Origin of the sequence: Aquibium oceanicum (genome assembly GCF_001889605.1) — a bacterium.
GTDB lineage: Bacteria > Pseudomonadota > Alphaproteobacteria > Rhizobiales > Rhizobiaceae > Aquibium > Aquibium oceanicum.
Window position 1 is genome coordinate 1,150,728 of sequence record NZ_CP018171.1, and the last position, 25,114, is coordinate 1,175,841.

Here is a 25,114-nt window from a genome sequence, read left to right on the forward strand (position 1 = left end):
AGTCGGCCAAATGGGGTGCACATGAAAATCTTCCTCACGATTATCGGCGCTTGCGTTACCACGCTTGGCCTTTTTGGCACCGGGTTCCTGACAGCGATTATCTTCCTCACTGCCGATCCGGTCCCCGTATGGAAGCCGAGCCGCGATACCGCCGGGCTTTGGACGCCCAAGCCGACCGTGGTGAGCAAGGCTGGCGACGGGCTTCAGCGGCTGCCCCCACCGAGCGTGAATGATGATCCGCCCCAGCAAACCGCGGGTGATGCGCCGTCCGGTCGCGTCTTCGAGAACAAAGCCCTCATGGCCCGAAGCCTGGTGTTGTCGGATGAAGGCGAATTCGATGTCGAGGCGGAACCGACCATAGACACAGTCACCACCGCGTCCGTCGACGGATATGATCAGCGGAATGCGCCCGGACTGAGCGCGGCCCATGTGAGATGGTGCTCGAGCCGCTACCGCTCCTATCGTACCGAAGACAACAGCTATGTTGCCTACAGCGGCGCGTTGCGGGAATGCGTCTCGCCCTACGTCGACGACGTCATCGCGTCCGCCGAAGACGGGCGCGCGCGCGACGTGCAAATGGCCGGCGATTTTGCCGGCTATCTCTCGCCGCAGCATATCCAGTCCTGCTTTGCGCGCTATCGGTCATACCGCCCGGACGACAACTCCTACCAGCCCTATGGCGGGGGTCCGCGCCGACAGTGCGAGTAGGATATAGATCCCTGCCACGATCAGCAGGGAAGTCGCTGGCGCTCGAGGCCTGATCATAGCCGGGAAGAAGCTGGTGGAGCCAATCGGAGAAGCTCCCCGGCGGAAAAAATTAAACAAAATCAAAAAAGTATGGAGCGAATACTCCTAATTGTGTACCGCTTCTGTGTACCGATCCAGCCTCCCTCATATGAGAGGAGGCATTTCGACCGACGTCATGCCGCTATCAACTCGCAATCTTGGCCTGTAGAGAAAACCATTCCGCCGGCCCACAGGGATGGGGCTGGCCGCCGCGCTCTCTTTTTCGTTCGCCCCAAAGAAAGTTTCTGGCGATATCTCCTGAGCGCCGACTTGGCCTTCCTGTCGGTGAGAGTACGCCTTTGGGACTCGTGGAAAAGACCCCCTCCAGCCGGACCGACATTTCAACGGGTGCGACAGAACCAGGGCCAGCCGTAGGGCGTCAGGATGGCATGGCGGAGCCGAGACGGAGAACTCCCTTTCAGAAAAAACTTAAGATTATCAATGCTTAAATCACATGGGAGGTGAGGTTGTGTACCGATTATGTGTGCCATGTGTAGTGCTGGTGCAAGGTCGCGAGTGTCTCTCGGGATTAGGCGAACTCCCTCGCGACACCAAGTTGTAGCTACTGACTCATGCGGCGTGGCGACGATCGGAGCGGGCTAGGGCGGCTGGGGAACCGGGCTCGCGAATACTGGCTCGGCGATTGAGTTTGAAGCGACCAACCAATCCGGACAATGTTCGCGCGTTTTCGGCGAGCATGAACGAGACGGATGTGGTTTCTCCAACCATGCCAACGTTCTGCTGCGTCATGCGGTCGAGTTCGCTAACCGATGTGTTGATCTGATCGAGCCCCGTCGTCTGTTCGTTGGCCGCCCGGGCGATCTCCTCCATGTTTCCGTCAATTGTCGCCACATAGTTTGAAATCTTCGTCAGAGCCGATCCAGCTTCTCCGACGTAACGGACTCCAGCCTCTACTTCACCCGTCGAGTGATCGATTATCTGGGCAATCTCCTTGGCTGCCACTGCCGAGCGCTGCGCCAATTCACGCACCTCTTGCGCTACAACTGCGAACCCGCGCCCCGCCTCACCGGCCCGTGCGGCTTCGACCCCGGCGTTGAGTGCTAGCAGATTGGTCTGAAATGCGATTTCGTCGATTACCGATACGACCGTAGCGATCTTGTTCGATCCGTCTTCGATGCGGTTCATCGCCGCGACCGCATTTTGAACAACATGTTGCGAGGCGAGTGCTTCATTGCGCGCCTCGGCGACGAGGCCACGTGTTTGACACGTCATTTCCGTTGCCGACCTTACGGTGGCGGTAATCTGCTCTAGCGCAGCGGAGGCCTCTTCAAGTGCAGCCGCTTGTTGCTCCGAGCGCTGTGCAAGGCTGTCGGCGGACGCATGCATCTCGGACGCGCCCGACGACAGTGCCTTCGTTTTATCGAGCACTTGCTCCAATACGGCTTGGAAAAGCCCGATCGAGTTATTGAAGTCGTGACGCAAAGGCTCGAATTGCGGCGCAAACGGCACGTCAATCGTCATGCGAATGTTGCAATCCGCAAGCCGCCCTAGACCCGCGCCGAGATCGCGCACCACATGAGCTAGACGTTCAGCCTCTGCTTGCTGTTCGGCGAGTCGAGCGGCACGTTCCTCTTCGGTCCAGCGTTGCGTATTGCGGCTTTCCTCTTCAAGGCGGATCTTGTCGAGTCCGGACTGTCGGAACACTGCGAGGGAATGAGCCATATCGCCGATTTCATCCCTTCGATTGGGATAGGGCGTCTCTCGCGAGAAGTCGCCTTCCGCCAGCGTCAGCATAAACTTCGACATGCGATCAAGCGGAACGAGGGCGCGGGCGCGGATGAGCCAGGCACCGAGCGCACAGCCCAGCAACGTCAGTATGCCCGCTATTAATGACAGGCCGCTCAGGAGTGCTTCGCTACGTGCGGCAGCTTGTTCGCGGCTGATCAGAAAATCGCTTGATAGTTCCACCAAATTCACCACGGCATCTCGGTGGATGTGAAATTGGTCGCGCATCCTGTCCATAATGGACGAAAGATCTGCGTCAGTGCGTATAGCGGTCGCGAACGGTCCCTGTAGCGTCGCCCACAATGCATCGGCTTTCGGCAGGACCTCGTTTTCCAGCTGAGCGCGTAGTTCCTTTGCTAGGGGGTAGTCATTCCAATATTTTCGCCGCTCCTGATATTCGTTTCGCAACTCCTTGATCCGAGCGAGGTTCTGCTCGGCAAGTTCATGATGAACCTCTGCTTCGTTGGCTAGGAGATAGGACTCAACCAGAAACATTGGCGGCGGTAGTATGTCGGCGATTAGATCCTTGCCGGCGACAATCTCATCATAGATTGGCCCATTCACTTCGATCGTTTGTAGCGCATAGGTCTGAATGCCTAAGGTCGCGGCAATGCCGAGGCCAACCGCCGTGGCGACCGCTGTCACAAGATGCTTTATGCGCACATTCATGGGCTCCCACCCCAGAAGTTGATGTCCTACGCGTCAATCATGCTCGTGAAACGCTAAAAAATTGTTATGAAAGATTATTGCTTTTCGCGGAGAGCGTCTTGAGGCGCAAATCGTTATGACAACAGCCTGCCTGAAAGGTAGGCGCCGTCTCAGTCGCCCTCCCCAAGGAAGGCTTTAACAGTACTTTCAAAATTCGAGGTCGGCCTTTCCAGGATGTAAATACACATTTGATACATGGGGAGCGACGGCGCTAAGCATCAAGGTTGTGTGGCTGTCCACAACCCAAATGCAAAAAATGAAATGTATTTCCTGCGGTGACAAGGCGAAACGTCCTACTTCTCCTCGCTCCTCGGGCGATATCCAAAGGTATTGATGAGGTCTTGCTCATCTCTCATGCCGCCTTCGAAAAGGGCGATCAGGTCAAGAGCGAGTTTTCGCCCATCTTCGCTCTCAAGCTTGGTTTTACGTCGTGCGCATACCACAACAAGGGCCCGTTGTAGGAGATCGATCTCGCTCGGCCTCAAGGTACCGCGTTCGTAGATTGCCTTTGATTTCCCAATCATCGCAGCAGTCTCCGCCAGCAGGCACAGGAGAACCAACTTCACCCATCCTAACGCGTAAGGAACCGACTCGCTCCTGAGCAATCGAGCGACTTAAGACCCTACCCCACGACCGAAGAGATCGTAATCCTAAGGTATGCCCAGAACTGCCGCTGTCACGGTTAACCCGACGAAAAATGATACCGACAGTGCTGTGATCAAGGACATGTCCATACCCCTATGGTCGGATCTTCAAATAGGGTGCGGGCATCAATGTTCCCGGTTCCTCTGCGTGTCGGCTGATCTGATGGTAAACGAGCAGGGAAACTATCGATTAACTTTCGCGTGTAAGTATCAAAGCTGCAACCTCCCCCTATAGGTTGTCTGCGTTAGCCCGCGGAGCTCGCCATCGCTCGGCGGGCGCTTCTTTTGGGATTTGACCACTGCGATTGATTGGAAGGTAGATTGCTGGTGCCTGCCGAATTAAGTCGCCGGCTAATGAGGTTTGCGTTTGCCCGACTAGTCATCCCCACCTGTTTGCGTGTCGCTCACACGCGAAGGAAAAGTCGCACGTGCAGTGACGGCGCCAGAAATGGCCACTGAGATCTAACTCACCGGATGGTCGGATCAAATAGATCGCAAAGCAGACAGCGGCTCGGCAAGTAGGTACTGACAGCTATGGATAGTGCCTGAACAGCAGCCGATCTCGCAGAAGGTCGCGAGGTGTTCGCGGACGCCGCCAACAAGGCCGGCATTTCGTTGCCCGCTCCCTCGGAGTCAGTTGAGCGAGGAGCTTTCAAATAGCCCGGATTGGAACAACCCGGGGCGAAAACCTAAACGCAAGCGCTGAGCTCGCCTTAGAAGGTACCGAGGAACACTTCTTCTCTTACTTCCCATGGCCTTTGCTGCAAGCAAACAAGATATCAATGCCATCGCGGCGGAACCTTCGAAATCGCGTCGACTTTCCCGATTGGCGGCCGTTGTGCCGCCGCCGGCAGCGAAGACGGTGACTAATGCCCCAGAACCCTAAGCGCTGCCGGCATCCATTCACTGGAAGAGAGGATGCCGCACATCGTGACCTGCCACTGAGTTTTTCCTCCACCTGGAGTTAGAGTCCGGCTCTCGATCGAAGGACGGACAGATGAAGCGAAAGCGATTTACGGAAGAGCAGATCATCGGGGTTCTACGCGAGCACGAGGCGGGTGCGAAGGCAGGTGACCTGGCCCGCAAGCACGGGGTCTCTGAGGCGACGCTGTATAACTGGAAGGCGAAGTATGGCGGCATGGACGTGTCCGACGCCAAGCGCCTGAGGGCTTTGGAAGACGAGAACGGGAGGCTGAAGAACCTGCTCGCCGAGCAGATGCTGGAAGCCTCGGCCCTTCGCGAGCTCCTGTCAAAAAAATGGTAGGGCCCGCCGCCAAGCGCGAAGCCGTCGCGCATCTGCAGGCCGTCATGGGTCTGTCGGAGCGTCGGGCCTGTTCCATCGTCGGTGCCGATCGCACGATGATCCGCTACCAGTCGTGCCGGGCGCCGGAGACCGAACTGCGCGGCCGGCTGCGCGATCTCGCCAACGAGCGCCGGCGTTTCGGCTATCGGCGCCTGTTCATCCTGCTGCGGCGCGAGGGCGAGCCATCAGGGATCAACCGCATCTATCGGCTCTACCGCGAGGAGGGGCTGACAGTGCGCAAGCGCCGGGCGCGGCGACGCGCGGTGGGCACGCGGGCGCCGATCCTGGTCGAGGCGAGGCCGAACGCGCGTTGGTCGCTGGACTTCGTGCACGACCAGTTTGCCTGCGGGCGGCGGTTCCGCGTGCTCAACATCGTCGACGACGTGACCCGCGAATGCCTGGGCGCCATCCCCGACACGTCGATCTCCGGTCGTCGGGTGGCCCGTGAGCTGACCGATCTGATCAGCCGTCGCGGCAAGCCGGACATGATCGTTTCCGACCACGGCACGGAGTTCACCTCGAACGCGATCCTCGCCTGGTCGAAGGATCATCGCGTCGAATGGCACTACATCGCGCCGGGCAAGCCCATGCAAAACGGTTACGTCGAATCCTTCAACGGCCGGATGCGCGACGAACTCCTGAACGAGAGCCTGTTCTTCGGCCTCGACCACGCCCGCAACGCCATCGCCGAGTGGCGGCAGGACTTCAACTCTGCGAGACCTCATTCCTCGCTCGGATACCAGACCCCGGCGGCCTTCGCCGGAACTCTCGCCGCAACCGCCTCCGACGCTTCGCTCGATAAGGGCTTCGCGTCTCCACCGGTTGCTCGAACCGCGCCCTACGGCGTAACAGAAACGGCCAAGGCTCTAACCGCCGCTGGATGAAAGTTCAGTGGCAGGTCATCGTGTCCACGCCTCTCGCTACGCACTCCGACAGGAAAAACACGGGGCAGATCCTGGCCCTCGTTCAGCGCCCCGGTCTCCAATGCCAAACCATCGGTGGACAGCGGGCGAAGGCGATTTTTCATGCGTGTAGGCCAATGTACCAGATGGTAAACGAAGGTTGAGCGTCCGAAACAAGCAAATCGATGGCGCTGGCGCAGTACTGCCGTCTACTCCTTTAATATGCCAGCTTCCCGCGCGGCGGCTTCAAACGCGCGTCGGCAAAGCACAGGCGCGACATGACCTTCGATCACGTTCTGGCATGCCTTCATCGCGATTTCATGTCTCCGTCCTCGTTCCGCCGGCCATTGCGACCGGAGAATGATGGCGGCTTCCCTCGCGCTTCTGACGCTGCGAATGCCTACGCCTTCAACCGCAATCACCACGGGAAAATCGAACCATCCTCTCTCCATTGGATATTATCTAGTCAAGTGGTGTAGCGTCGGCCATAGGCTTGTTCCGAACTGATGCCTGCCGTTGTCCGGGAGAGGGTGGCCCTGCGTATGACAGGAGCAGGCTGAGGGAGGCTGAAGCGCAATCCATGACCGCTTGACCTGGGAAGGCATTTGTTCCTAATTTGTTCTTATGCCCCGTCGGCGCCGAACCGACACGCTTTCCGCCGATGAAGCCACCGAACTGTTCCAGCGAGCTTTACATCTGCGCACTGCAATAATCCAAGCGTACGCGCGCTTGAGCCCCTACGCGGATGAGTATCGCGACCTCGAAAGTGCTCGCGAAGCGCTAGATGGGGCGCTCGCGACTGTGGCGGGCCGGAAACTTGATTATCGAAAAGCGGATCTGGGGTTGCTGGAATAGGGGAGACGCTCCACGCGCGTTGGGGGGTGGATCGCGCATGACAGCCCCCCTCCACAGAGAGGCTCAACAGAGGGGCTGGCAGATGCCTCTTCCGCACGAAGCAGAAGGATCAAAATTCCTCGCTCATCGCGGCGAACAGGGCGGTGAGCCCTTCATCCATCGCCTCTTGCGTCTCGGGAACCGGGGCAGCAGCGGCCCGCTCCTGCGCCATACGGCGCGCGGTCTCGGAGCGCGGATCGATAGCGGGGCGACCCCGCATGCGCTTCTCCAGCGCCTTGGTCATCCGGTAGACGTGGTTGACGTTGGCCTGCTTCTTGGCAAGCTCCTCGCGCAGCATGATCCGGGCGCGGGCCTCGGCCACCTCCATGCGAGCCTTGTCCTCGGGCAGGCCCTTCTCGATCATCAGCCGGCGTGTTTCGCGCTGGTCGGCGTCATCGAACTTCGCCAGAAACTCGCCGCGAAGGTGCTTGTTATACGCGCCGATAACGTTGGCGCGGAACTGGCAGATGAAGCCGATCTCGGGGACTTCCGGGGGAGGGGATTTCTTCATCCAGTCGAAGGTGATGCCTCGGATCAGATACCAGTTGTCGACCACCCATTCGATGAACTTATGCGCGCTTTCGGCGCTGCCCGGCCACTTCGAAAGGATCGACTGGCGGACCATGCCACGCTCCTTGGCGGTCCACGCGGTCAGGATCAGGCCGGGGCGATTAGCGTAGAATTTCTCGAAAGCAGCCCGATAGGTTTTCTCGATTGCAACGGGTCTCAAGCTTGACCGGTCGGACTTCGCCGCCTCCCGCCGCTGCTGCAAGAACGCTTCCTTGTCGAAGGTCGAGACGGATGGGGAAGGGGGGGGCATCGCAACTTGGGGGGATGGGGTTCTTCCGGGTGAGGCGAAAGTCTCGATCTCTCCGGATTGATCCCCGAACAGTTCTTCCTCCGTCAGGGCAACCGGTCGCGCAATCGCCGCAGGCGAGGGCCGACCAATTTCCTCTAAGGTTTCTTCTGGAAGTTCCTCTTTAATGGTGCGCAGTTTTCCGCACACCCTTCATGGCCCTCGAACCACTCTGAAGACGTGTGGGTTTCAGCTTCAGGGACCGTTTTCAGGCGTTCGGGCGTAGGAAGCATGTCTTCGTTCCACTCGATATTGACGTGAATGAGGAGCCCGAGGTGGGCTTCCGCCCGGTCGACCACGATGAACCGCTTCTCTTCGAGGGACTTCACAAGCTCCCCCACTTGCCTGCGCTTCAACCCCAGACCACAGGTACGATGGTCCCCGTGCTCGATGAACCTAGCCGTGAAGCGGTGGGACAGCCTTCTCCAGCCGACCGTGTTGTCCACGATGAAGGCGAGCAGGCCGTACTCTGCGAGGGTGAGGTGACGCCGCCACACCCGGTTAAGCTCTCGGGTAGCGTCCGCGTAAAACCGTAAGGATGTGACATCCTCGTTGCGGCTGGTGTCCAGATACGCGACACGATCTCTCTGGGTCAGCGCAACGACGTTGTTTCGCTGCGAGCTATGGCTTGAATGGTGTGGTGCGGCCACTGGGCGTTCCTTCTCATACAGCGCCAGAGGTTCACCGACAGGAAGGAAACGGATGTGCCCAAAGACGCGTTCTGCTCGGCTTCGACGGTCGGCATCCGCTTGGGCGACGGACCCCGACCATCTGGCTCCGCGTAGCCATTCATGCCTAGCAACACGTGAGCATTCTGTCAATAGTTTCACGTTTTTATACTAGCAAAGTACTCTTTATTCGTCAACATATCCCAGATAAAAGACGATCTTATTCAATTTTTCTTTGCAACAGGTTGCAACCGATCCCGATGGCAAGAAGTCATGTTGCCAGAATACGGTAAACCGACGATCTGCCTATATCGAGTCGGCGAGCGATCTCCATCGGCCCCATGCCGGCCTCTGTCAGCTTCCGGACCTCGTCCGTCTTGGCCCGGGCCGTGGTCGCGCGACCCTTGTATTTTCCTTCCGCCTTCGCCTTTGCGATCCCCTCGCGCTGGCGCTCCAGCATAAGCTCGCGCTCGAATTGGGCGATGCTACCGAGCAGGTTTAGCATCAGCTTGCCGGTGGGCGTGGACGTGTCGAGGCTCAGATCGAGGATCTTGAGACCGACACCCTTCCGGGCAAGCACTTCGGTGATCCGGACCAGATCAGCGACGGACCGCGCCAGCCGGTCCAGTTTCGTCACCACGAACTGATCGCCCTCTCGAAGGTACTCAATTGCCCGGTCGAGTTCGGGACGGGCGGCCACTGAGGATACCCGCTCCAAAAACAGTTTCGTGACGCCTGCGGCTTCCAGCATCCGCTGTTGCGCCGCTAGCCCGGCGACCTGCTCAGTGGTGGAAGTCCTCGCGTAGCCTACAATCGCGCCCATGATCGTCCCCTGTACCAATAGCATCTTAGACATATCGGCACAGTGTGTGCCAAAAGTCAAAAGTGATTTTAGTGGGACACAACCACGGACAGGCACCGGTGCCTCAATGGGGCAAGGTCCTGTGGAACACGGCACGATAGAGATACTGTTGTGTACTTAGAATGGCGCGTTTAGCTGAAGGCGGAGCCCTCCCGAAAGTATTTTAACCATTTCCGTTTGCGGCTAGTGGTGCAATCTGACGCTTCACACTCGACATGAAAGCCCGCAACGGGAGTGAGTAGTAAGCGGAAATTCGCTTGCGGTCCGGCTAATGCGACTTCGCCGGTTCGTAGATGCCGGTGGAAAGTGCCGGAACTGATCTATTGCGAACTCTGAGTCTCGTCAGTGAATGCGGCGTTGATGGCCTTGAAGAGCTTCTGCGCACTCGCTTCGGTTCCTGCGGGAAGATCCGAAGCCGTACTCCACTTGTCGAAGTGGTTCCACATCTCGGCGAGAACACGTCGCTTATCGAGCGCCGACATTCCGTACCGGGCCTTGAGGACCTGCTCGACACGCTTGGTGATCATATCAGATCCGTCTTCCGGCAGGTCCTCGAGCTTGATTGCCAGTCCGAACGCGGTGTTCACGCATCCGAGATAGAACTTATCGGGGAACAGGTCCTCCACGGCGAAATCGGTCTTCTTTGTACCCGACGCTTTGCCTAGCATGAACGTTCTGAACCGCTTGGCCTTCTCTGCCGCGAGCTTTGAAACGTACAGTTCGTCGATCTTCGCCTTAGCGGCGTGCCCCGCCGCGTCGCTATCAAGAAGCACGCCTGCATCCCAGCCCTGTCCAATTGCGAAACCAGCATACATCGGCGTCTTAGAAGCGCCATGTGCCGGCCACATGTAAATGCGGTCCGAGAGGCGCTCTTTGCCAGCGGCCGCTAGAAGCCCCGACAACTTGTGCAGGATGATTGCGTCGTCACCGCCTTCCACGATGAGCACCTGTCGGTTACCGAGTAGCCCGCTTTGATCACCGGTGAGGCCGAGGCTCTGCTCTATGACCGCCATTGGCTCCCGCTGCGCGCTGACGATCCCCTGTGTGATTGCGAGGTGGCCGTCTCTTGTTTCTACGATCCGCACGCGCTCAGGGTGCGCAAGCTCGACCATGGAGGCTAAGTGCGTCGTATAGAGGATGGTGTTGTGCTCAGCGAGGCGCTCGAAAACCTTCAAAAGGTCGCGCTGTCCGGAGAAGTGCAGATGCACTCCCGGCTCCTCTAGGAGCAGCACGCAATCCTTGAACTCGCCTTGCGTCGCGTGGGTGAACTTCCAAGCGAAGGAGACATACCAGCGGAAACCCGTTGAACGTCGGTGGAGGCGCACGGGCATTCCGATAGCCGCGTCTTCGGCAAAAATGTTAAGGGTAGGACCGTCAATCTCGATGTCGAAATTGACCTCCTTTTGCTGCCACAAGTTGGCAAACTGTCGGCTCAGGTACTTCGAGGCAGACCGCTTGTCGAAAGAGCGAACGGTGCGCCCCTCGGCGGATTGTCCCTTTCTGATGAAGTCATTGAGATCGATGTTCGCAAGGTCGAGGATGACGAGGATCGTCTGGTCCTCGTTACTCAGCTTGTGCCGGTTCTTATCACCCCCCACGCTGTCGAGCCGCTGCTTGAGCTGATCTAGCTCCATTTGTGCGCCGGACATCTCGTAGTCGTGGATATAAACGAACTTGGGCACATTCGCCTTCGCCCAAGCCACGGCCTTATCCTCATCTAATATTCCATCGGCGAAGTCGTGCACCTTAAATCCGGTCTGAGCGCCATAATCGCGCCAGAGAACAATCCGGACAGTTTCGGGCAGCGGCGACGCGGAGGAAGGGTCTTCCTCTTCATCGACCTCAGGCGTAATAAGCGCCGCCTCAGCCAATTCTTTAATTTCCTCCTTCGACAAGGCAAATTGTGCCTTGCAGACCAGTTTGCCCGTCGCCGTCTTACGCCCATCCCATCGGTCGACCGGCCAGTCCTCATCAAGGCTATAGTCAGCTCCCGGGATGATGGGGTTCAACGTGTAAAGCGCCTCGAAGAGGTTGCTTTTGCCAGCCTCGTTCTGACCTACGAAGGCAGTAATGCGGTTGGCGTTGATCCAGCCAGAGTCGATTATGTTCCGATAGTTCGTGACCTGAAAGCCTTCAAAGTCCATTGCCCCGCCCCGAGGTGATACAACTACCGGTGCAAGATGGCCCGCCAGAACACCAAGATCAATTCGTACGTTTCCCCGACCTGATAAAGAAGGGACCACCCTCAACTCGCGTCTGATGAAGCCTGCTTCTGTGAGGCCGAAGTGTTCCAGCGTATGTTCGAAAGGGGGGGGGCGTCTTCTGCCGGTCCGCTCCGCTACCACCCGTCAGACTTGCGCCGCTAGGGCAACTCGCAAGCTTTCCCAGCTCCCGGATCATTCCATCCCGCTGTAATTGCCGCAACACGATCCTGTCGGCCGGGATGAGTGCGGGAAGGACGTTCATCGAGGACCGATACGGCCGAAAGCGCGGCCTCGAGAGACCTCCTCATGAGTTTAGCCGCGGCGCCAGCGAAAGCGTCGGCCTGCAGTTCGTGACGCGGGTCCACTGACCTGCCGAGGTGCCTACAGTGATGGTGCCCCAGCTCATGAGCGATGATCATCTCGGCACCTTCGTAGCCAACGAGAGGTGACAGCGCACGGTCGTAGACGATGACCTTGTTTCCATCGACGACGGTAGCAAGAGCGTTGCCGCCGATGGAGGCGTTCATAGGATAAATCAGGCAGTCGCCACTATCGATGGTGAAGTCGAATGCATCGCAAATGTCGAACAGCATGAACGAGTAGTCCTCAAAGGCGGGATAGGCGGACACGATCTGATCACCTGTGGGGAAATGAACCGTCGGAACTTCCGAGAAGTCGATGTCGAAGCTTTCCTGTGCTGAGGACGACGCGAGCGCGAGCGACAGAAGGATCGACAGCACGCCTAGTCCGATGGAGATGACCGCCAGCCATGCGGGAACATGGACGGCCGGGTTCGTCGCTTGGAGATACCAGAGAATGCGCTCAAGTTGGCTGGCCGATGTGATCCCGCGGCGGTCGATCTTGTCGCCAGAGCTGACGGAGAGACGCTGCCGCATGAACTCATCCATCAGGATCACGCGGTCCTTTTCGGGATACCGTGCTATCGTGTCCGGTAGGCCGCGAGCAATTGCAAACGCGTGTTTCCCGGCATGGTCAATGCGGATGACCTTCCCGGCCGGGATGATGTTGTTGTCACTGTCGATGCGATGGCTTCGGTGAATGCGCACCATGTCTGTGAAAACTTCATCACGCTCGGCTGGCCGAACCGTCAGAAACACCTTCTCGCCCATTGGCAAATCCCCCACTAAGGAAGGTTATCACGGTCTCAGGTCATGAGAAGCATTCGCCATGCTCGCGACAGTCTTGCCCACTGAAGAGCATCCTAGTTTCCGCAAAGTTATAAGGCTGCGGCCGGAGCCCTTCGAGAGATTGGTTTCACGCAGAAGTCGCGTCCGGTCTGGGAACTGGTGAAGCATGTACCATATTCCCCCGGCTCTCTTGCCGAGGCGGGCGCACCGTTGAGCTTGAAGCCATCCGGACCAATGACGACGACGGTTTTTGCTCCTGAGGGCCAAACAAAGCGGTAGGCCTTCTCATCGTCGGATGACGGAAGAGCCTCCGACTGGCAGATTTCGCTATCAACGATGATGCCGCCCTCCCGGACGATACACCGCATGCCTTCTGCTTCGGTTTCCCCCTTCGCGGCAGAGTACTTGGAGGCAAGCGAAGCAAGCCGCGTTGCCGGATTGAGAACCGCTAACAGTGGAAGAACCTCTGCCTTTTCGTGGAAATCGGACCCGTCACAGGTTCCGAGACCGAGCGTTGTGTCAGTGTATTCGTCGACCCCGCAGCCCTTAATGACGCCTTTTTCCCGAAAAATCACGCAACTCTCGTCGGCATAGCCGCTGGCCAAGCCCGTCACGTGAAAGGCAGGCATCTCATCCGAATGGTCAATTACCTCGACGCGGGGATCGCCGAACATGTCTGCCACCTCGGCGGTGTAGGTAATGTCTTCTGTGGTCAGACCCACCTTCCATTGCAGCGCATTCTCGCAGGCATAGAAGGCGCTTTCCCGATCCAATCCGACGGGTAGCTCGTATCCGAAGGTCTCAATACCGAAACGGGAAACCCTGTCGACAGTGTCGATCAAGAACATGTCGTCGCCCACATGGGAAAGCATCTGCTGGATGAGATCTGATCTCATCATCGGCACTGCTGTCCAAGGCGACATTTCATTGCCCATCGAGATCAGGTCGAGGGCGGACTGGTATGCTTGGTCATATGCGATGGCCAGTGTCCTGACATCAATGTCGCCGCTAGTTGTGATGTTGAGATACGGGCGGTGAAACCCCAGCGTCCCCCGCACATGGAGCCTCCGGTTTACGAAAGAGACTTCACTACCTTGAGCCGTCCCCATCATGAACATGATTGCGCACGCCGAATAGCATTCGGCCCCGTCGTCGATTACCGTCCCAACCCCGCGGCTGTAGAAGTGGCGGGCGAAGCTCACTCCCTCAGTCAGGTCTCCGCCGGGACTATCGAGGCAGATCGTGTCCGCTGACGAGGACACGCGAACCTCATCCGCTCCCGGATAAGCGGCGGCAGCAGCGGCGAGGAATTTGCTGTAGTCTCCTCGCATAATCTCGCCCGACAGTGCGAGAACGCACGCCGGGTTAGTGGACGGCTTGATCTCAGCTGCCCCTGCCGATCCCGACGACAAAAGTGTCCCCAACACAGTAATGGCTCGTGCGAAAAACATACGATGTCCTTCCTGCATCTCCTCGCCCCTTTCTAAAGCGAGTAGCTTAGGCTGCAGTGATGGGATGGACAAGGATGCGGTGGTGGCGGACGAATAGCGCCAAGTTACCTGCCATTATAGGCCAATCGTTCTACGCGAGTTGCGCGCGCCTGAAGTTCCTGTTGTCATGCCTTCTTTAGAGTAGTGGCCGCTCACTAGCCAATGCTCTGCCTGAACGAGCGACGATTTTTGAGAATTCCCGGGAATAGAAGATGAAAATTCTTCGTCGTGCTTCACGATGATCAACGACGCTCACTTCGGACGATCCGTCTGACACCGTGGTTGCAACCGGGTGCAACGGATTGGCCGGCCAAATTCTCGCGACTTTCCAAAGCGTGGGTCAACACAGGCTGCCGGATATCTTATCGCAACCAATGCTCATCGCGGAGGCGGTCCCACCCGCTAATCAGCTAAGTTGCGCGCAATACAGGTGAGACAGATCGAGGCCGTCGTACTTCACCGATTGGATATCGCGGGCCAGCGTACTGGCCTTGAGACCGCGCCCGTAGTTCTCCTCTGTCCGTGACGACGACCAGCCGCCGAGCGCCCGCACCTTCTGATCGGAAATGTCCGCCTCTCGGAGCGCGTCACGGTAGGTGTGCCGAAATGAGTGGAAGACTTTCTTGCGGTCGGTGATCCCCACCTTGTGCCGGAAGCGAGCGAAGAATTTCGAGAACGGGTCGGAACGGTAGCCGGTGCTGCCCGCCGATAGCTCCGGGAAGAGCGGCACCTTGGGACCGTCAGCGCGGCGACCTTCCACGAAGGCCAGTAGCCCGATCCGCTCCAGTTCCGGATGGACCGGTACGAAGCGTATGCCCGCCTCCGTCTTTACCCGCTTGGTCTCGTCATCGTCATCCTCCCGAATGAGGATGATTGGCACCCCGTCCTCCTCCACAAAATCGTCCACGGTAAGCTGGCAGATTTCATTCAGCCGCATGCCGGAGAAAAGGGCGATGATGGGGACCCAGAAACGGCCCCTCCGCACGACATTAGGTCCGGGGCGAGCATAGCCCGCCTCGTCATCCATCGAGCCCGTGTAGAGCGGTGCGGAGAAGATGGCCCGCAAATCCGACACGTCGAATGGGGAGCGTTTGTCCTTCGCTCGTCCGGGTGCCTTCGGGAGCAGAATGCCGGCAGACGGATCAGCCTCCACGTAACCCTCGTCCACGGCAAAGCGGAAGATCGCCCCGAGGCTCCGCAGGTAGCCATTTGCGGTGTCGCTGGACATCCGGGGCAGACCCGCCCGCTCCGCGAGATCGGCGGCCTGCTGCAAGGTCTTTCCGGGGTAGTGCTTGGAAGCGTTCGAGGGGAGGCGCTTCAGGAGGTCCATGAACGCGCGGACATCCTCGCGTCGGATCTGCGACAGGGGTGTCTCCGCCCCGAAGAATTCCTTCACCACCCTCCAATGCGCGTCCCGCTTCAGCAGCGACTTGCCTCGAAGCTCCTGCCGCGTCGCATCGGAGGTAATCATTTCCATTACCTTTTTGAGCGTTTTCGTTGCAACAGGTTTCAACGAAGTCGCCTCCGAGAGATCCTGAAACAGCGGATCGCGGTAGGTCGAGCCCACTCCGTGCCGGGCGATGCGCCGGTTGTTGCTCTCGACGATGGCGCGCCGTAGCACCCCGAGGAGCCGCTGCTGCGCTGGCGATCCTTCCGGCGGCCTGATCCCCGCCGCGTTCGTCACCGCCTCGTAAGCCTCATGCAGCGCAGTACCGAGGTTCTCGTCGGCGTTCATGTCGGCAAGCTCGATCTCCGCCTGCTCACGGCTCAAGGAGCCGGCTGTGGCGGCGTTCCGCTTCTCTGCGGACACAAACCAAGTCGCCGCGAGATGGAAGACCTCGGCCTCCGTGAGGTTCGGCGTTGCAACAGGTTTCAACGAACGCCGGAGCCGGCTCCACTCGCCGTCCAGCTTGACGAGTTCGATCCGCGCAAGCTCACGCGCCTGCGACCTGTCGCCAGTGCGCAGCGATTTCTTGATTTCGCGCCTGCCGACGCTGGGGACGAGATCGGTCGGGACGCGGATGCGGAACTGCCAAACCTCCCCACGCCGCTGGAGGTAGGCATCTTTGAAGCGCACGGTGGATGAGCCCTTGTGTACCACTTTTGTGTACCACTATCGGGCGCTAAGACAATGAAATCAATAGTGTTCTAGCCAGATCAACGGCTTGAAGAAAACTGGTGGAGCCAATCGGAATCGAACCGACGACCTCTTGAATGCCATTCAAGCGCTCTCCCAACTGAGCTATGGCCCCACACGCCGGCCTGAAGGCCGGGACCGCCGTTTCGGGCGGGTGATCAGCGCCGGTTGGGACCGGCGCTCGGTATGCTGGCGGCTTCTATATCCGCCGGATGGCAAGATCAAGTCCGCATTCGGCCGAAGGCGGACAAAAAGATCAGACCTCGTCGTCGTCCTCGCCGCCCACGCCGATGATGTCGGCGACGTCGTCGTCCTCGTCCTCGTCGTCGGCGAGGAACGTGTCGTCGTCATCGTCGCCGAGATCGACGTCGTCTTCGTCCTCGTCGCCGTCGATGTCGGGAACTTCGGTGCTGCCGGACTTGGTTTCCTCGTCCGCGTCTTCGAGGGAGACGACCTCCGCACCTTCCTCCTCGGCGTCGACCTCGGCGGTCTCGGGCTCCTCCTCTTCCTCAACGGGCGCCGGGCCGGCTTCGAAATAGGTGCGCGGATAGCTCGTGCCGGTGTAGGGCGACACGATCGGGTCCTTGTTCAGGTCATAAAATTTGCGGCCCGTCTCAGGGCAGACTCGTTTGGTGCCAAGTTCGGTTTTCGCCACGGCGTTGCCTCGTGTGAAGTGGAAGCTTCCGGGTCGGCGGTCGTTGATCGGCCGCGCGTTGCAGAGAGTTCCGTCTGAAAAAAGATCGGTCCCCTTAAACATGAATGGCTGATCTGTCAAAGACCAATTGCGGGGCGTCCGGGAGCGCTCGTTCGTGCGCTTCCGAAGCGCCCGGCGGCGGCCTCGACGGCGGGGATGACCGTGCCCTCCAGCCATGCTAGTCAGGCCGCCGCCGGGGCTCCCGGATTTCTCTCGGCGCCGCTCGCGGCGCGTTGCGAAGGCGAAAAGAAATGAGCCGACATTCCACCGCAAGTCAGGCCACGCCAAGTCAGGCCACGGCGAGACGGGCGGGGCCGCTTTCGGGAACCGCGCGCGTGCCGGGCGACAAGTCGATCTCGCACCGCTCCATCCTTCTCGGGGGCCTGGCGGCGGGAGAAACCCGCGTCACCGGCCTGCTCGAGGGCGAGGACGTGATGCGCACGGGCGACGCGATGCGGGCCATGGGCGCGCGAGTGGACAAGATCGGCGACGAATGGATCGTCCGGGGCGTCGGCAACGGCTGCCTGCTGGAAGCGGCGGAGCCGCTCGATTTCGGCAATGCGGGCACCGGCTCGCGCCTCACCATGGGACTGGTCGGGACCTACCACATGAAGACGACCTTCACTGGCGACGCCTCGCTTTCCAGGCGCCCGATGGGCCGCGTGCTCGATCCGCTGCGGCTGATGGGCGTGCAGGTCCTGGACGCCGCGCCCGGAGACCGCATGCCGCTGACGCTGGAAGGCCCGCGCATCGCGGCGCCGATCAGCTACCGGGTGCCGATGGCGTCGGCGCAGGTGAAGTCGGCGGTGCTGCTCGCGGGCCTCAACACGCCGGGCGTGACGACGGTGATCGAGCCGGTGATGACGCGCGACCATACCGAACTGATGCTGAAGGGGTTCGGCGCCGAAATCGAGGTGGAGACGGACGCCGAGGGCGTGCGCCACATCCGCCTCCAGGGGCAGGGGACACTGTCGGGCCGGACGATCCAGGTGCCCGGCGATCCGTCCTCGGCGGCCTTCCCGCTGGTGGCGGCGCTGATCGTCCCGGGATCGGACGTGACGATCGAGAACGTGCTGATGAACCGCACCCGGACGGGCCTGATCGACACGCTCCTGGAGATGGGCGCCTCGATCGAGCTTCTCGATCGGCGCGACGCGGGTGGCGAGGAGGTGGCGGATCTCAGGGTGCGCTCCTCGGAGCTGAAGGGCGTCACGGTGCCGCCCGAGCGCGCGCCGTTCATGATCGACGAGTATCCCGTTCTGGCGGTGGCCGCGTGCTTCGCGGAGGGCGAGACGCGGATGGACGGGCTGGAGGAGCTGCGCGTCAAGGAGAGCGACCGGCTGGCGGCCGCGGCGCGCGGGCTGGAGGCCAACGGCGCCGACTGCGAGGAAGGCAAGGACACTCTCGTCGTGCGCGGCCGGCCCGGCGGCAAGGGGCTCGGCGGCGGCATGGTGGAGACCTATCTCGACCACCGCATCGCCATGAGCTTCCTGGTCATGGGACTGGCAGCGGAGAAGCCGGTGACGATCGACGACAGCGCCATGATCGCCACAAGTTTTCCGGAGTTCCTGGACATGATGGCGGGTCTGGGCGCAGAGATCGACTAGATCTTCGGCGGCGGTGCCGATGCTTCGGGCGTTCGGTACCCGCCACCCTATTCCCGTCCATATTCCTGTCCAAGGTACTTCGCGGATCGACCGGACGGGTCATGCCGGCCGTCATCGGGAGGTCGCGCTTGACCATCAGGATATCCGGCGTCACGGTTTCTGAAACAGCAGCTTCGGGTACGGCGCTATGGTTGTCATGATCGATCGGGTTCGTCTGGGAAGGATGCGGTTCGCTTCCGCCCTTCTGGCGCTGCTGGCGTCCTCCCTGTTCTGGAGCGGACCCGCCGCCGCCGTCGATCCGCTGCTCGGGGTCGCCATCTCCCAGGCCACTGCCGCAGGCGACGACGAGAAGGCCATCGCCCTCATCGCCGACGCGCTGGACGGCGAGAGCGACCCGCGCGTCGTCGCCGATCTCCTCGAACGGAAGGCGGCGATCGAGCGCGACGCCGGCCTTCACGCGCAGGCTGCTGCTACGGAACGGCGCCTCGCCGACACCCTGGCAGCGAGCGAGGGGGAATTGTCTCCCGAACGCGTGCCGGTCCTGACGAGGCTATCGGGCGATCTCGCGGCGGCCGGCGAATTCGCGGCGGCGGTCGACACCTTGGAGGAGGCGTTGCGCATCGCGCGCGCCGCGGGGCTGACGGAGGGCGTGGAGCCGCTGCTCGGCAAACTCGACGAACTGGCCTCCCGGTCCGGCGACCCGGCGGTGGCGCAGCGCGCCCAGGAGATCGCCGCCGCGCATACCGAGGCCGTGCGCGTTCAGGAGGAAGAGACCAGCCGCGCCTTTGACGTCGACCCCGAGAAGGGCTTTTCGACCGTCCGGATCTACTATGCGACGGATCGCGCCCGCTCCGGCAGCGACCTTCCCAACGACTTTTATAGCGGGGGCCGCGGAACGCTGGAGATGGGAACGGCGACGGTGAGCATCCCCCAGCACCACCGGCCCGGTCAGATCGAGGCGCCGTCGATCTGGACCTTCGACTTTCGCGAGGACCCGGAGCGTCACGTGGTGCTCTCCTCGGTCACGCCGAAGGCGGATGCGGCGGTCTTTTCCGAAATGCAGGACCAGATCCGCGAGACGGGCGTGTCGGAGGCCTTCGTCTTCGTGCACGGGTTCAACGTGCCGTTCCACGAGGCCGCCAAGCGCACCGCTCAGATGGCCTACGACATGAACTTCGACGGACTGCCGATCCTCTACTCCTGGCCGTCGCGGGCATCGGTGGTGAGCTACATCGCCGACACCGCCGTCGTGAACCTGAGCGGCCGCAGGCTGAGCGTCTTCCTCGAAGATCTTGTGGCCAAGTCGGGCGCGAAGCGGATCCACCTGATCGCGCATTCGATGGGCAACCGCGCGCTGACCGATGCGCTGGAGCTCTTCGCGCTGCGCCATGACGGCGAAGCGCCGGCCTTCGACCAGGTGCTGTTCACGGCGCCGGACCTCGACGCGGGCCTCTTCACCGAGATGATGAAAACGATCCGCACGACCGCCGAGCGCATCACGCTCTATGCCTCGAACAAGGACTGGGCCCTTGCAGTCTCCCGGCAGCTGCATGGCGACGCGCCGCGGGCGGGGCAGGGCGGCAGCCAGATCCTCAGCGTGGCAAACGTCGACAGCATCGACATGACGGAGATCGGCGAGGACATGCTGAAGCACAGCTACTACGCCAACAATCCGTCCGCGCTGACCGACATCCTGTCGCTGTTCTGGCGCGACGCGCCGCCCGAGAAGCGCTGCGGCATGGTCAAGGTCGAGGGCGAGAACGGGAGCTACTGGCAGTACGCGCCCGAAGGCTGCGATAGCGACGCGCTGTTGTCGACGCTCTCCTTCCTGCGCCACGGCAGCATCTCGACCATCGACGACGCGCGGATGTTCATGAACCGCTTCATCGTCCCGGCCACAATAGATGCCGGCGAGCGCACGCGCCTGGAGAGCGCGTTGCGCAAGCTGTTCGACCGGTAGGCGTCTTTCGTTACGGTCGCGGCGGGATGCTCAGGCCCGTCTTGCTGGCGGGGCGTTCGGCGCAGCGGTCGATCCAGTCGAGCACCTTCGGAGACTTGTCGAGACCGACGATTTCGGTCGCTTCGTAGAAGTCCCGCACCGCCCGGACCCAGGGGAAGATCGCGATATCGGCGATGGTGTAATCGCCGCCCATGATCCATTCGCGGCCGTCGAGCCGCGTCTCGATCACCCCGATCAGCCGCTTGGTCTCGTCGCGGTAGCGTTCGAGCGGACGCTTGTCCTCGATGGCCTTGCCGCCGAACTTGTAGAAGAAGCCGAGCTGGCCGAACATCGGGCCGACGCTGCCGACCTGGAAGAACACCCATTGCAGGGTCTCGTAGCGGTCGGCCGGATCGGCGGGCATCAGCTTGCCGGTCTTTTCGGCGATGTAGGCGAGGATGGCGCCGGACTCGAAGAGCCCCAGCGGCTTACCGCCCGGTCCGTCCGGATCGATGATGGCGGGGATCTTGCCGTTCGGGTTCAGGGCCAGGAAGTCAGGCGTCCACGTCTCGTTCTTCAGGATGTCCACCAGATGCCTCGTAGGGCACGCCGGTCTCTTCCAGCGCGATCGAGGCCTTCACGCCGTTGGGTGTCGGGAAGGAATAGAGCTGCAGCCGCTCGGAGTGTTTTGCCGGGTACTTGGCGGCGATCGGGAAGGACGACAGGTCGTTCATGGAAATCTCCAGCGGGAGTGAGGTCTTTCAAGACCAGGTCTATATGGCGGTTCTTGCCGGTGAAATCAGGGTGAGGACCGAAGAATGACCGAACCGCGACGCTCAACCGTGGAACGGCTTGACGGCGACGACGGCGTTGGTTCCGCCGAAGGCGAAGCCGTTGCTGATCGCCGCCCGCACCGGCCTGTGGCGCGCCGCGTTGGGCGTAACGTCGAGGTCGCAGTTCGGATCGGGCTCGTTGAAGCCCATGGTCGGCGGGATGATGCCCTCGCGCACCGCCATGACGCAAGCGATCATCTCCAGCGCGCCCGACGCGCCGAGGCAGTGCGAATGCATGGACTTGGTCGAGGAGACGGATATGCCGGGCAGGCGATCGCCGAAGACGGCTTTCAGCGCCTGGGTCTCGATGATATCGTTGGCCTTGGTACCCGTGCCGTGCGCGTTGACGTAGTCGACGTCGGATGGGGAGAGGCCGGCATCGGCGAGGCAGGCGCGGATCGCAGCGGTCGGCCCTTCGACCGTGGGGGCGACGATGTCGGTCGCATCCGCCGACATGCCGGTGCCGGCGAGTTCGGCCAGGATCGGCGCGCCGCGCGCCAGCGCATGCTCCAGGGTCTCCAGCACCACGACTCCGGCTCCTTCGCCGAGCAGGAGCCCGCTGCGGTCTAGGGAGAAGGGTCGGCAAAAGTCCTTCGACAGGACCCGCAGCGCCTCCCATCCCTTGATGACGCCGAATACCAGCGGCGCCTCGGTGCCGCCGGCGAGCATGACGTCGGCGCGGCCAAGGCGAAGCTGGTCCATCGCCGAAGCAAAGGCGTGGTTGGAGGAGGAGCAGGCGGAGGTGACGCCGTAGACCGGGCCGCGCACGCCGAGCGTCATCGAAACCTGGCCGGCGGGCGCGCCGGGCATTACCCGCGGCACGGTGAAGACGCCGATGCGCGGCTTCTTCTCCTCGAGCGTGACGCGGTATCCTTCCTCGATCGCCTCCCATCCGCAGACGCCGGTGCCGATTACGGCGCCGATGCGGGTGGAATTGTCGGGCGATATCTCCAGGCGCGCGCCACGAACGGCCTCCGCCGCGGCGATCGCGGCGAGGAGGCTGTAGCGGTCCATCGTCACCAGCCGCTTGGGATCGATGTCGTGCCGCGGCAGTTCCTTTATCTCGCTGCCGATGCGCGTCTTCACGTCATGCAGAGGCCGGTTGACGATCTCGCCGACGCCGACCACGCCGGCCACCATGGATTTCCAAATGGCGGCGGCATCGGTACCGAGCGAGCACAGCCCGCCGATGCCGGTGATGACGATCCTCGTTCGCGACATGCGCCGGCGTCAGCCCTTGGCTTCCACGAGGGCGCGAACGGCATCTACGATATCGCCGACCGTCTCCATGGTGTCCCAGGCGTCGGAGGTGTTGATGTCGACCTCGATGCCGTACTTGTCCTCGAAGTCGAAGATGATCTCGGTCAGTTCCAGGGAATGGATGCCGAGGTCTGCGAGCTTGGTGTCGCGTGTGACCGAACCCTTGCCCTTGTCGGCATAGCTGGCGATCTTGTCTATGATCTCGGTTTCGAGTTGATCGCTCATGCTTCCCTCCAGCCGGAAAATTGGTTCCACCGCTTGGCGCCTACTCTGCACGCCGCGAAGGGGGGCACAAGCGACGGCATCGAGGCAGGTTCCGGAATCTGCGACTTGTCCCGCCCTGTCAACCGCTCGACATGGCGCCCGGGACGGTTACTGTACAAGCGGAGCCCGTGCATGACCGAACTGACAAAAATCCTTCCGCAGCGCCAGCAGCGCGTCGACGCCCGCGCGGCGCTGTCCGTGTGGCAGCGCATGGAGCGCTCGCGCATCGAGCGCCTGTTTCAGGAAGGCGCGGCGAAGATCAGACTGCCGCGCGTTTCCGGCGACCCGCTCGAGGCGGTGCTGATCAACACGGCGGGAGGTTTGACGGGCGGCGACCGCATTGCCTGGAGCGTGGATGTCGGCGACGGCACCTCTGCCGTGGTGACGACGCAGGCCTGCGAGCGGATCTACCGCTCGTCGGGCGGGACCGCCCAGGCAACGGTGTCACTCAAGGCGGGTGCGGACGCGCGGCTCGCCTGGCTGCCGCAGGAAACCATCCTTTTCGACGGATCGGCCTTCTCGCGCACGATCTCGGCCGACCTCGAACCGGGCGCCAGCGCACTCTTCGTCGAGGCGGTGCTGTTCGGGCGGCTGCGGATGGGCGAGGTGCTGCGGCGCGGGCTCTACCGCGACCGATGGCGCATCCGCCGCGGCGGAAAGCTGGTGCATGCGGAGGAGTTCGCGATAGGGCCGGAGGTGGCGGACGCGCTGGAGATGGCCGCCGTGACGGGCGGGCGGAAGGCGATCGCCACGGTGCTTTATATCGGCGACGATGCCGACGGTTTCCTCGCGCAGGCGCGAGACGTGATCGGCGAGGACGGCGGGGCGAGCGTCTGGTCGATCGGCGATTCTGGCAAGCTTCTTGCGAGGCTTGCAGCGCGCGACGGATACGACTTGAGAAAGCGGCTGGTTCCATTGATCGGGTTGCTCAACGGGAAGGCAGGCTTGCCCAAAACATGGTCAATCTAGGGAAGAGAGCATGAACCTCACGCCGAGGGAAAAGGACAAGCTGCTGATCGCCATGGCGGCGATCGTCGCCCGCAAGCGGCTGGAGCGCGGGGTGAAGCTGAACCATCCCGAAGCGATCGCGCTGATCACCGATTTCGTGGTGGAGGGCGCGCGCGACGGCCGCTCGGTGGCGGAGTTGATGGAGGCCGGCGCCCACGTGATCACCCGCGAACAGGTGATGGACGGCATAGCCGAGATGATCCACGACGTGCAGGTGGAGGCGACGTTTCCGGACGGGACCAAGCTCGTCACCGTGCACGAGCCGATAAGGTAGGGCGGCGAGATGCTCGAGCTCAGGCCGAACTGCGAATGCTGCGACAGGGACCTGCCGCCCGACGCTCCCGACGCGATGATCTGCACCTTCGAATGCACGTTCTGTGCGGCTTGCGCGGCAGACGTCCTCGGCGGCACCTGCCCGAACTGCGGCGGCGGCCTCGTCACGCGCCCGATCCGTCCGGCGAAAATGCTCGAACGATTTCCGGCCTCGACGAAGCGTGTCCTGAAGGCCGAGGGCTGCGCGCCGCCGGGCCGCAAGGCCGCGTAGATCGGACGGGGACAAGTGAGAGGGAAAAGATGATCAGAAAAACCGCCACCGCCGCCGTGCTTCTCGCGGCAAGCACGCTGCCCGCCTTCGCGCATCTGAACCCGGCAGAGCATGGCTCGTTCGCCGCCGGCTTCTCGCATCCGCTCTTCGGCGCCGATCACGTCCTGGCGATGGTTGCCGTCGGGCTGTGGGCGGCACTTCTCGGCGGGCGGGCGCTCTGGCTGGTGCCGGCGGCCTTCGTCGCCACCATGGCCGCCGGGTTCGGCGCGGCAGTCGCGGGGCTCTCCCTGCCCTTCGTGGAGCCGGTCATCCTCGCCTCCGTCGTCGCGATCGGTCTGCTGGCGGCGATGGCGCTGCGTGTTCCGACCATGGCCGCGATGGCGATGGTCGGCTTCTTCGCCTTCTTCCACGGCGCCGCGCATGGCGGCGAACTCGGCGCGGCCGGGGCGGCGAACTTTGCCGCCGGTTTCGCGGTGGCGACCTCGCTGCTTCACGCGGTGGGCATCGCGGCGGGCCTCGGCGTCGGCCGAGCTTTCGGCGGCGATGCCGGCCGGCTCGCAATGCGCTTCGGCGGGGTCGCGACGGTGCTGGCCGGCGCCTGGCTCGCGGTCGGCTGA

General features: G+C 61.6%; 21 protein-coding genes, 1 tRNA gene and 1 pseudogene. 8 read left to right on the top strand and 15 right to left on the bottom strand.

Translation table 11 applies throughout. The features are described from left to right. The first annotated feature begins 21 nt into the window (after positions 1-21). Positions 22-708 carry a BA14K family protein gene (locus tag BSQ44_RS27425; RefSeq protein WP_072602346.1) on the top strand — a complete coding sequence of 229 codons (687 nt, stop codon included), beginning with the start codon at positions 22-24 and terminating at the stop codon, positions 706-708. 648 nt (positions 709-1,356) lie between these two features. Here the strand turns inward: BSQ44_RS27425 and BSQ44_RS05755 are convergent. Both BSQ44_RS05755 and BSQ44_RS05760 read right to left on the bottom strand, forming a co-directional pair. Continuing rightward, positions 1,357-3,201, bottom strand: a complete 1,845-nt coding sequence (locus BSQ44_RS05755; RefSeq protein ID WP_072602347.1) for a methyl-accepting chemotaxis protein — start codon at positions 3,199-3,201, stop codon at positions 1,357-1,359. 332 nt (positions 3,202-3,533) lie between these two features. Continuing rightward, a complete protein-coding gene (locus BSQ44_RS05760) occupies positions 3,534-3,764 on the bottom strand; it encodes a hypothetical protein (protein ID WP_072607887.1) in 231 nt (76 codons plus the stop codon). 1,117 nt (positions 3,765-4,881) lie between these two features. Between BSQ44_RS05760 and BSQ44_RS05770 the strand changes: the two genes are divergently transcribed. Continuing rightward, a protein-coding gene (locus tag BSQ44_RS05770; RefSeq protein WP_114579923.1) for an IS3 family transposase occupies positions 4,882-6,071 on the top strand; the annotation gives its coding sequence in 2 pieces (ribosomal slippage) (positions 4,882-5,134 and positions 5,134-6,071; 1,191 coding nt in all). A gap of 227 nt (positions 6,072-6,298) precedes the next feature. Here BSQ44_RS05770 and BSQ44_RS27890 read toward each other — a convergent pair. The 10 genes from BSQ44_RS27890 to BSQ44_RS05825 all read right to left on the bottom strand — a co-directional run bounded on the left by BSQ44_RS27890 (position 6,299) and on the right by BSQ44_RS05825 (position 17,003). After that, entirely contained in the window at positions 6,299-6,541 is a 243-nt protein-coding gene (locus BSQ44_RS27890) for a DUF982 domain-containing protein (protein WP_072602350.1), read from the bottom strand. Positions 6,542-7,053: 512 nt separating this feature from the next. Continuing rightward, on the bottom strand, positions 7,054-7,989 hold the full coding sequence (locus BSQ44_RS05785; protein WP_157894516.1) for a hypothetical protein: 936 nt from the start codon (positions 7,987-7,989) through the stop codon (positions 7,054-7,056). Next, positions 7,938-8,489, bottom strand: a complete 552-nt coding sequence (locus BSQ44_RS05790) for a hypothetical protein (protein WP_072602353.1) — start codon at positions 8,487-8,489, stop codon at positions 7,938-7,940. Before BSQ44_RS05790 ends, BSQ44_RS05785 begins: the two co-directional genes overlap by 52 nt. 289 nt (positions 8,490-8,778) lie before the next feature. Beyond that, positions 8,779-9,363, bottom strand: coding sequence for a recombinase family protein (locus BSQ44_RS05795; RefSeq protein WP_072602354.1), 585 nt, complete (start codon positions 9,361-9,363; stop codon positions 8,779-8,781). A gap of 326 nt (positions 9,364-9,689) precedes the next feature. Next, complete coding sequence (locus BSQ44_RS05800; RefSeq protein WP_072602355.1) at positions 9,690-11,513, bottom strand: ATP-dependent nuclease; 1,824 nt, start codon at positions 11,511-11,513, stop codon at positions 9,690-9,692. Between the two features lie 218 nt (positions 11,514-11,731). After that, on the bottom strand, positions 11,732-12,703 hold the full coding sequence (locus tag BSQ44_RS05805; protein WP_072602356.1) for a hypothetical protein: 972 nt from the start codon (positions 12,701-12,703) through the stop codon (positions 11,732-11,734). Between the two features lie 107 nt (positions 12,704-12,810). After that, positions 12,811-14,190 (bottom strand): hypothetical protein, encoded by a 1,380-nt coding sequence (locus tag BSQ44_RS05810; protein WP_157894517.1) that lies wholly within the window; start codon positions 14,188-14,190, stop codon positions 12,811-12,813. Positions 14,191-14,617: 427 nt separating this feature from the next. Continuing rightward, positions 14,618-16,312, bottom strand: coding sequence for a DUF6538 domain-containing protein (locus BSQ44_RS26255; RefSeq protein ID WP_083534518.1), 1,695 nt, complete (start codon positions 16,310-16,312; stop codon positions 14,618-14,620). Between the two features lie 75 nt (positions 16,313-16,387). Next, a tRNA-Ala gene (locus tag BSQ44_RS05820) sits at positions 16,388-16,463 on the bottom strand. A 141-nt stretch (positions 16,464-16,604) separates the two neighbouring features. Beyond that, positions 16,605-17,003, bottom strand: a complete 399-nt coding sequence (locus BSQ44_RS05825) for a TIGR02300 family protein (protein WP_072607889.1) — start codon at positions 17,001-17,003, stop codon at positions 16,605-16,607. A gap of 290 nt (positions 17,004-17,293) precedes the next feature. Here BSQ44_RS05825 and aroA point away from each other — a divergent pair, with 290 nt between their 5' ends. Further along, positions 17,294-18,649, top strand: a complete 1,356-nt coding sequence (gene aroA, locus BSQ44_RS05830; protein ID WP_072602358.1) for a 3-phosphoshikimate 1-carboxyvinyltransferase — start codon at positions 17,294-17,296, stop codon at positions 18,647-18,649. Positions 18,650-18,872: 223 nt separating this feature from the next. Then, positions 18,873-20,609: an alpha/beta hydrolase gene (locus BSQ44_RS05835; RefSeq protein ID WP_157894518.1), complete on the top strand. Its 1,737-nt coding sequence runs from the start codon at positions 18,873-18,875 to the stop codon at positions 20,607-20,609. Positions 20,610-20,619: 10 nt separating this feature from the next. Here the strand turns inward: BSQ44_RS05835 and BSQ44_RS05840 are convergent. The 3 genes and pseudogenes from BSQ44_RS05840 to BSQ44_RS05850 form a co-directional block, all read right to left on the bottom strand. Beyond that, positions 20,620-21,322: pseudogene (locus BSQ44_RS05840) on the bottom strand (glutathione S-transferase family protein). A 102-nt stretch (positions 21,323-21,424) separates the two neighbouring features. Beyond that, on the bottom strand, positions 21,425-22,642 hold the full coding sequence (locus tag BSQ44_RS05845; protein WP_072602360.1) for a beta-ketoacyl-[acyl-carrier-protein] synthase family protein: 1,218 nt from the start codon (positions 22,640-22,642) through the stop codon (positions 21,425-21,427). A 9-nt stretch (positions 22,643-22,651) separates the two neighbouring features. Further along, positions 22,652-22,906 carry an acyl carrier protein gene (locus BSQ44_RS05850; RefSeq protein WP_072602361.1) on the bottom strand — a complete coding sequence of 85 codons (255 nt, stop codon included), beginning with the start codon at positions 22,904-22,906 and terminating at the stop codon, positions 22,652-22,654. 171 nt (positions 22,907-23,077) lie between these two features. On the opposite strand from BSQ44_RS05850, the gene BSQ44_RS05855 reads away from it, so the two are divergent. From BSQ44_RS05855 to BSQ44_RS05870, 4 genes are read left to right on the top strand one after another with little or no spacing between them, the layout of a single operon-like run. Further along, positions 23,078-23,914, top strand: coding sequence for an urease accessory protein UreD (locus BSQ44_RS05855; protein WP_072602362.1), 837 nt, complete (start codon positions 23,078-23,080; stop codon positions 23,912-23,914). 10 nt (positions 23,915-23,924) lie between these two features. Next, entirely contained in the window at positions 23,925-24,227 is a 303-nt protein-coding gene (locus BSQ44_RS05860) for an urease subunit gamma (RefSeq protein WP_072602363.1), read from the top strand. A 9-nt stretch (positions 24,228-24,236) separates the two neighbouring features. After that, on the top strand, positions 24,237-24,497 hold the full coding sequence (locus BSQ44_RS05865; protein ID WP_072602364.1) for a DUF1272 domain-containing protein: 261 nt from the start codon (positions 24,237-24,239) through the stop codon (positions 24,495-24,497). A 29-nt stretch (positions 24,498-24,526) separates the two neighbouring features. Continuing rightward, entirely contained in the window at positions 24,527-25,114 is a 588-nt protein-coding gene (locus BSQ44_RS05870; protein ID WP_072602365.1) for a HupE/UreJ family protein, read from the top strand.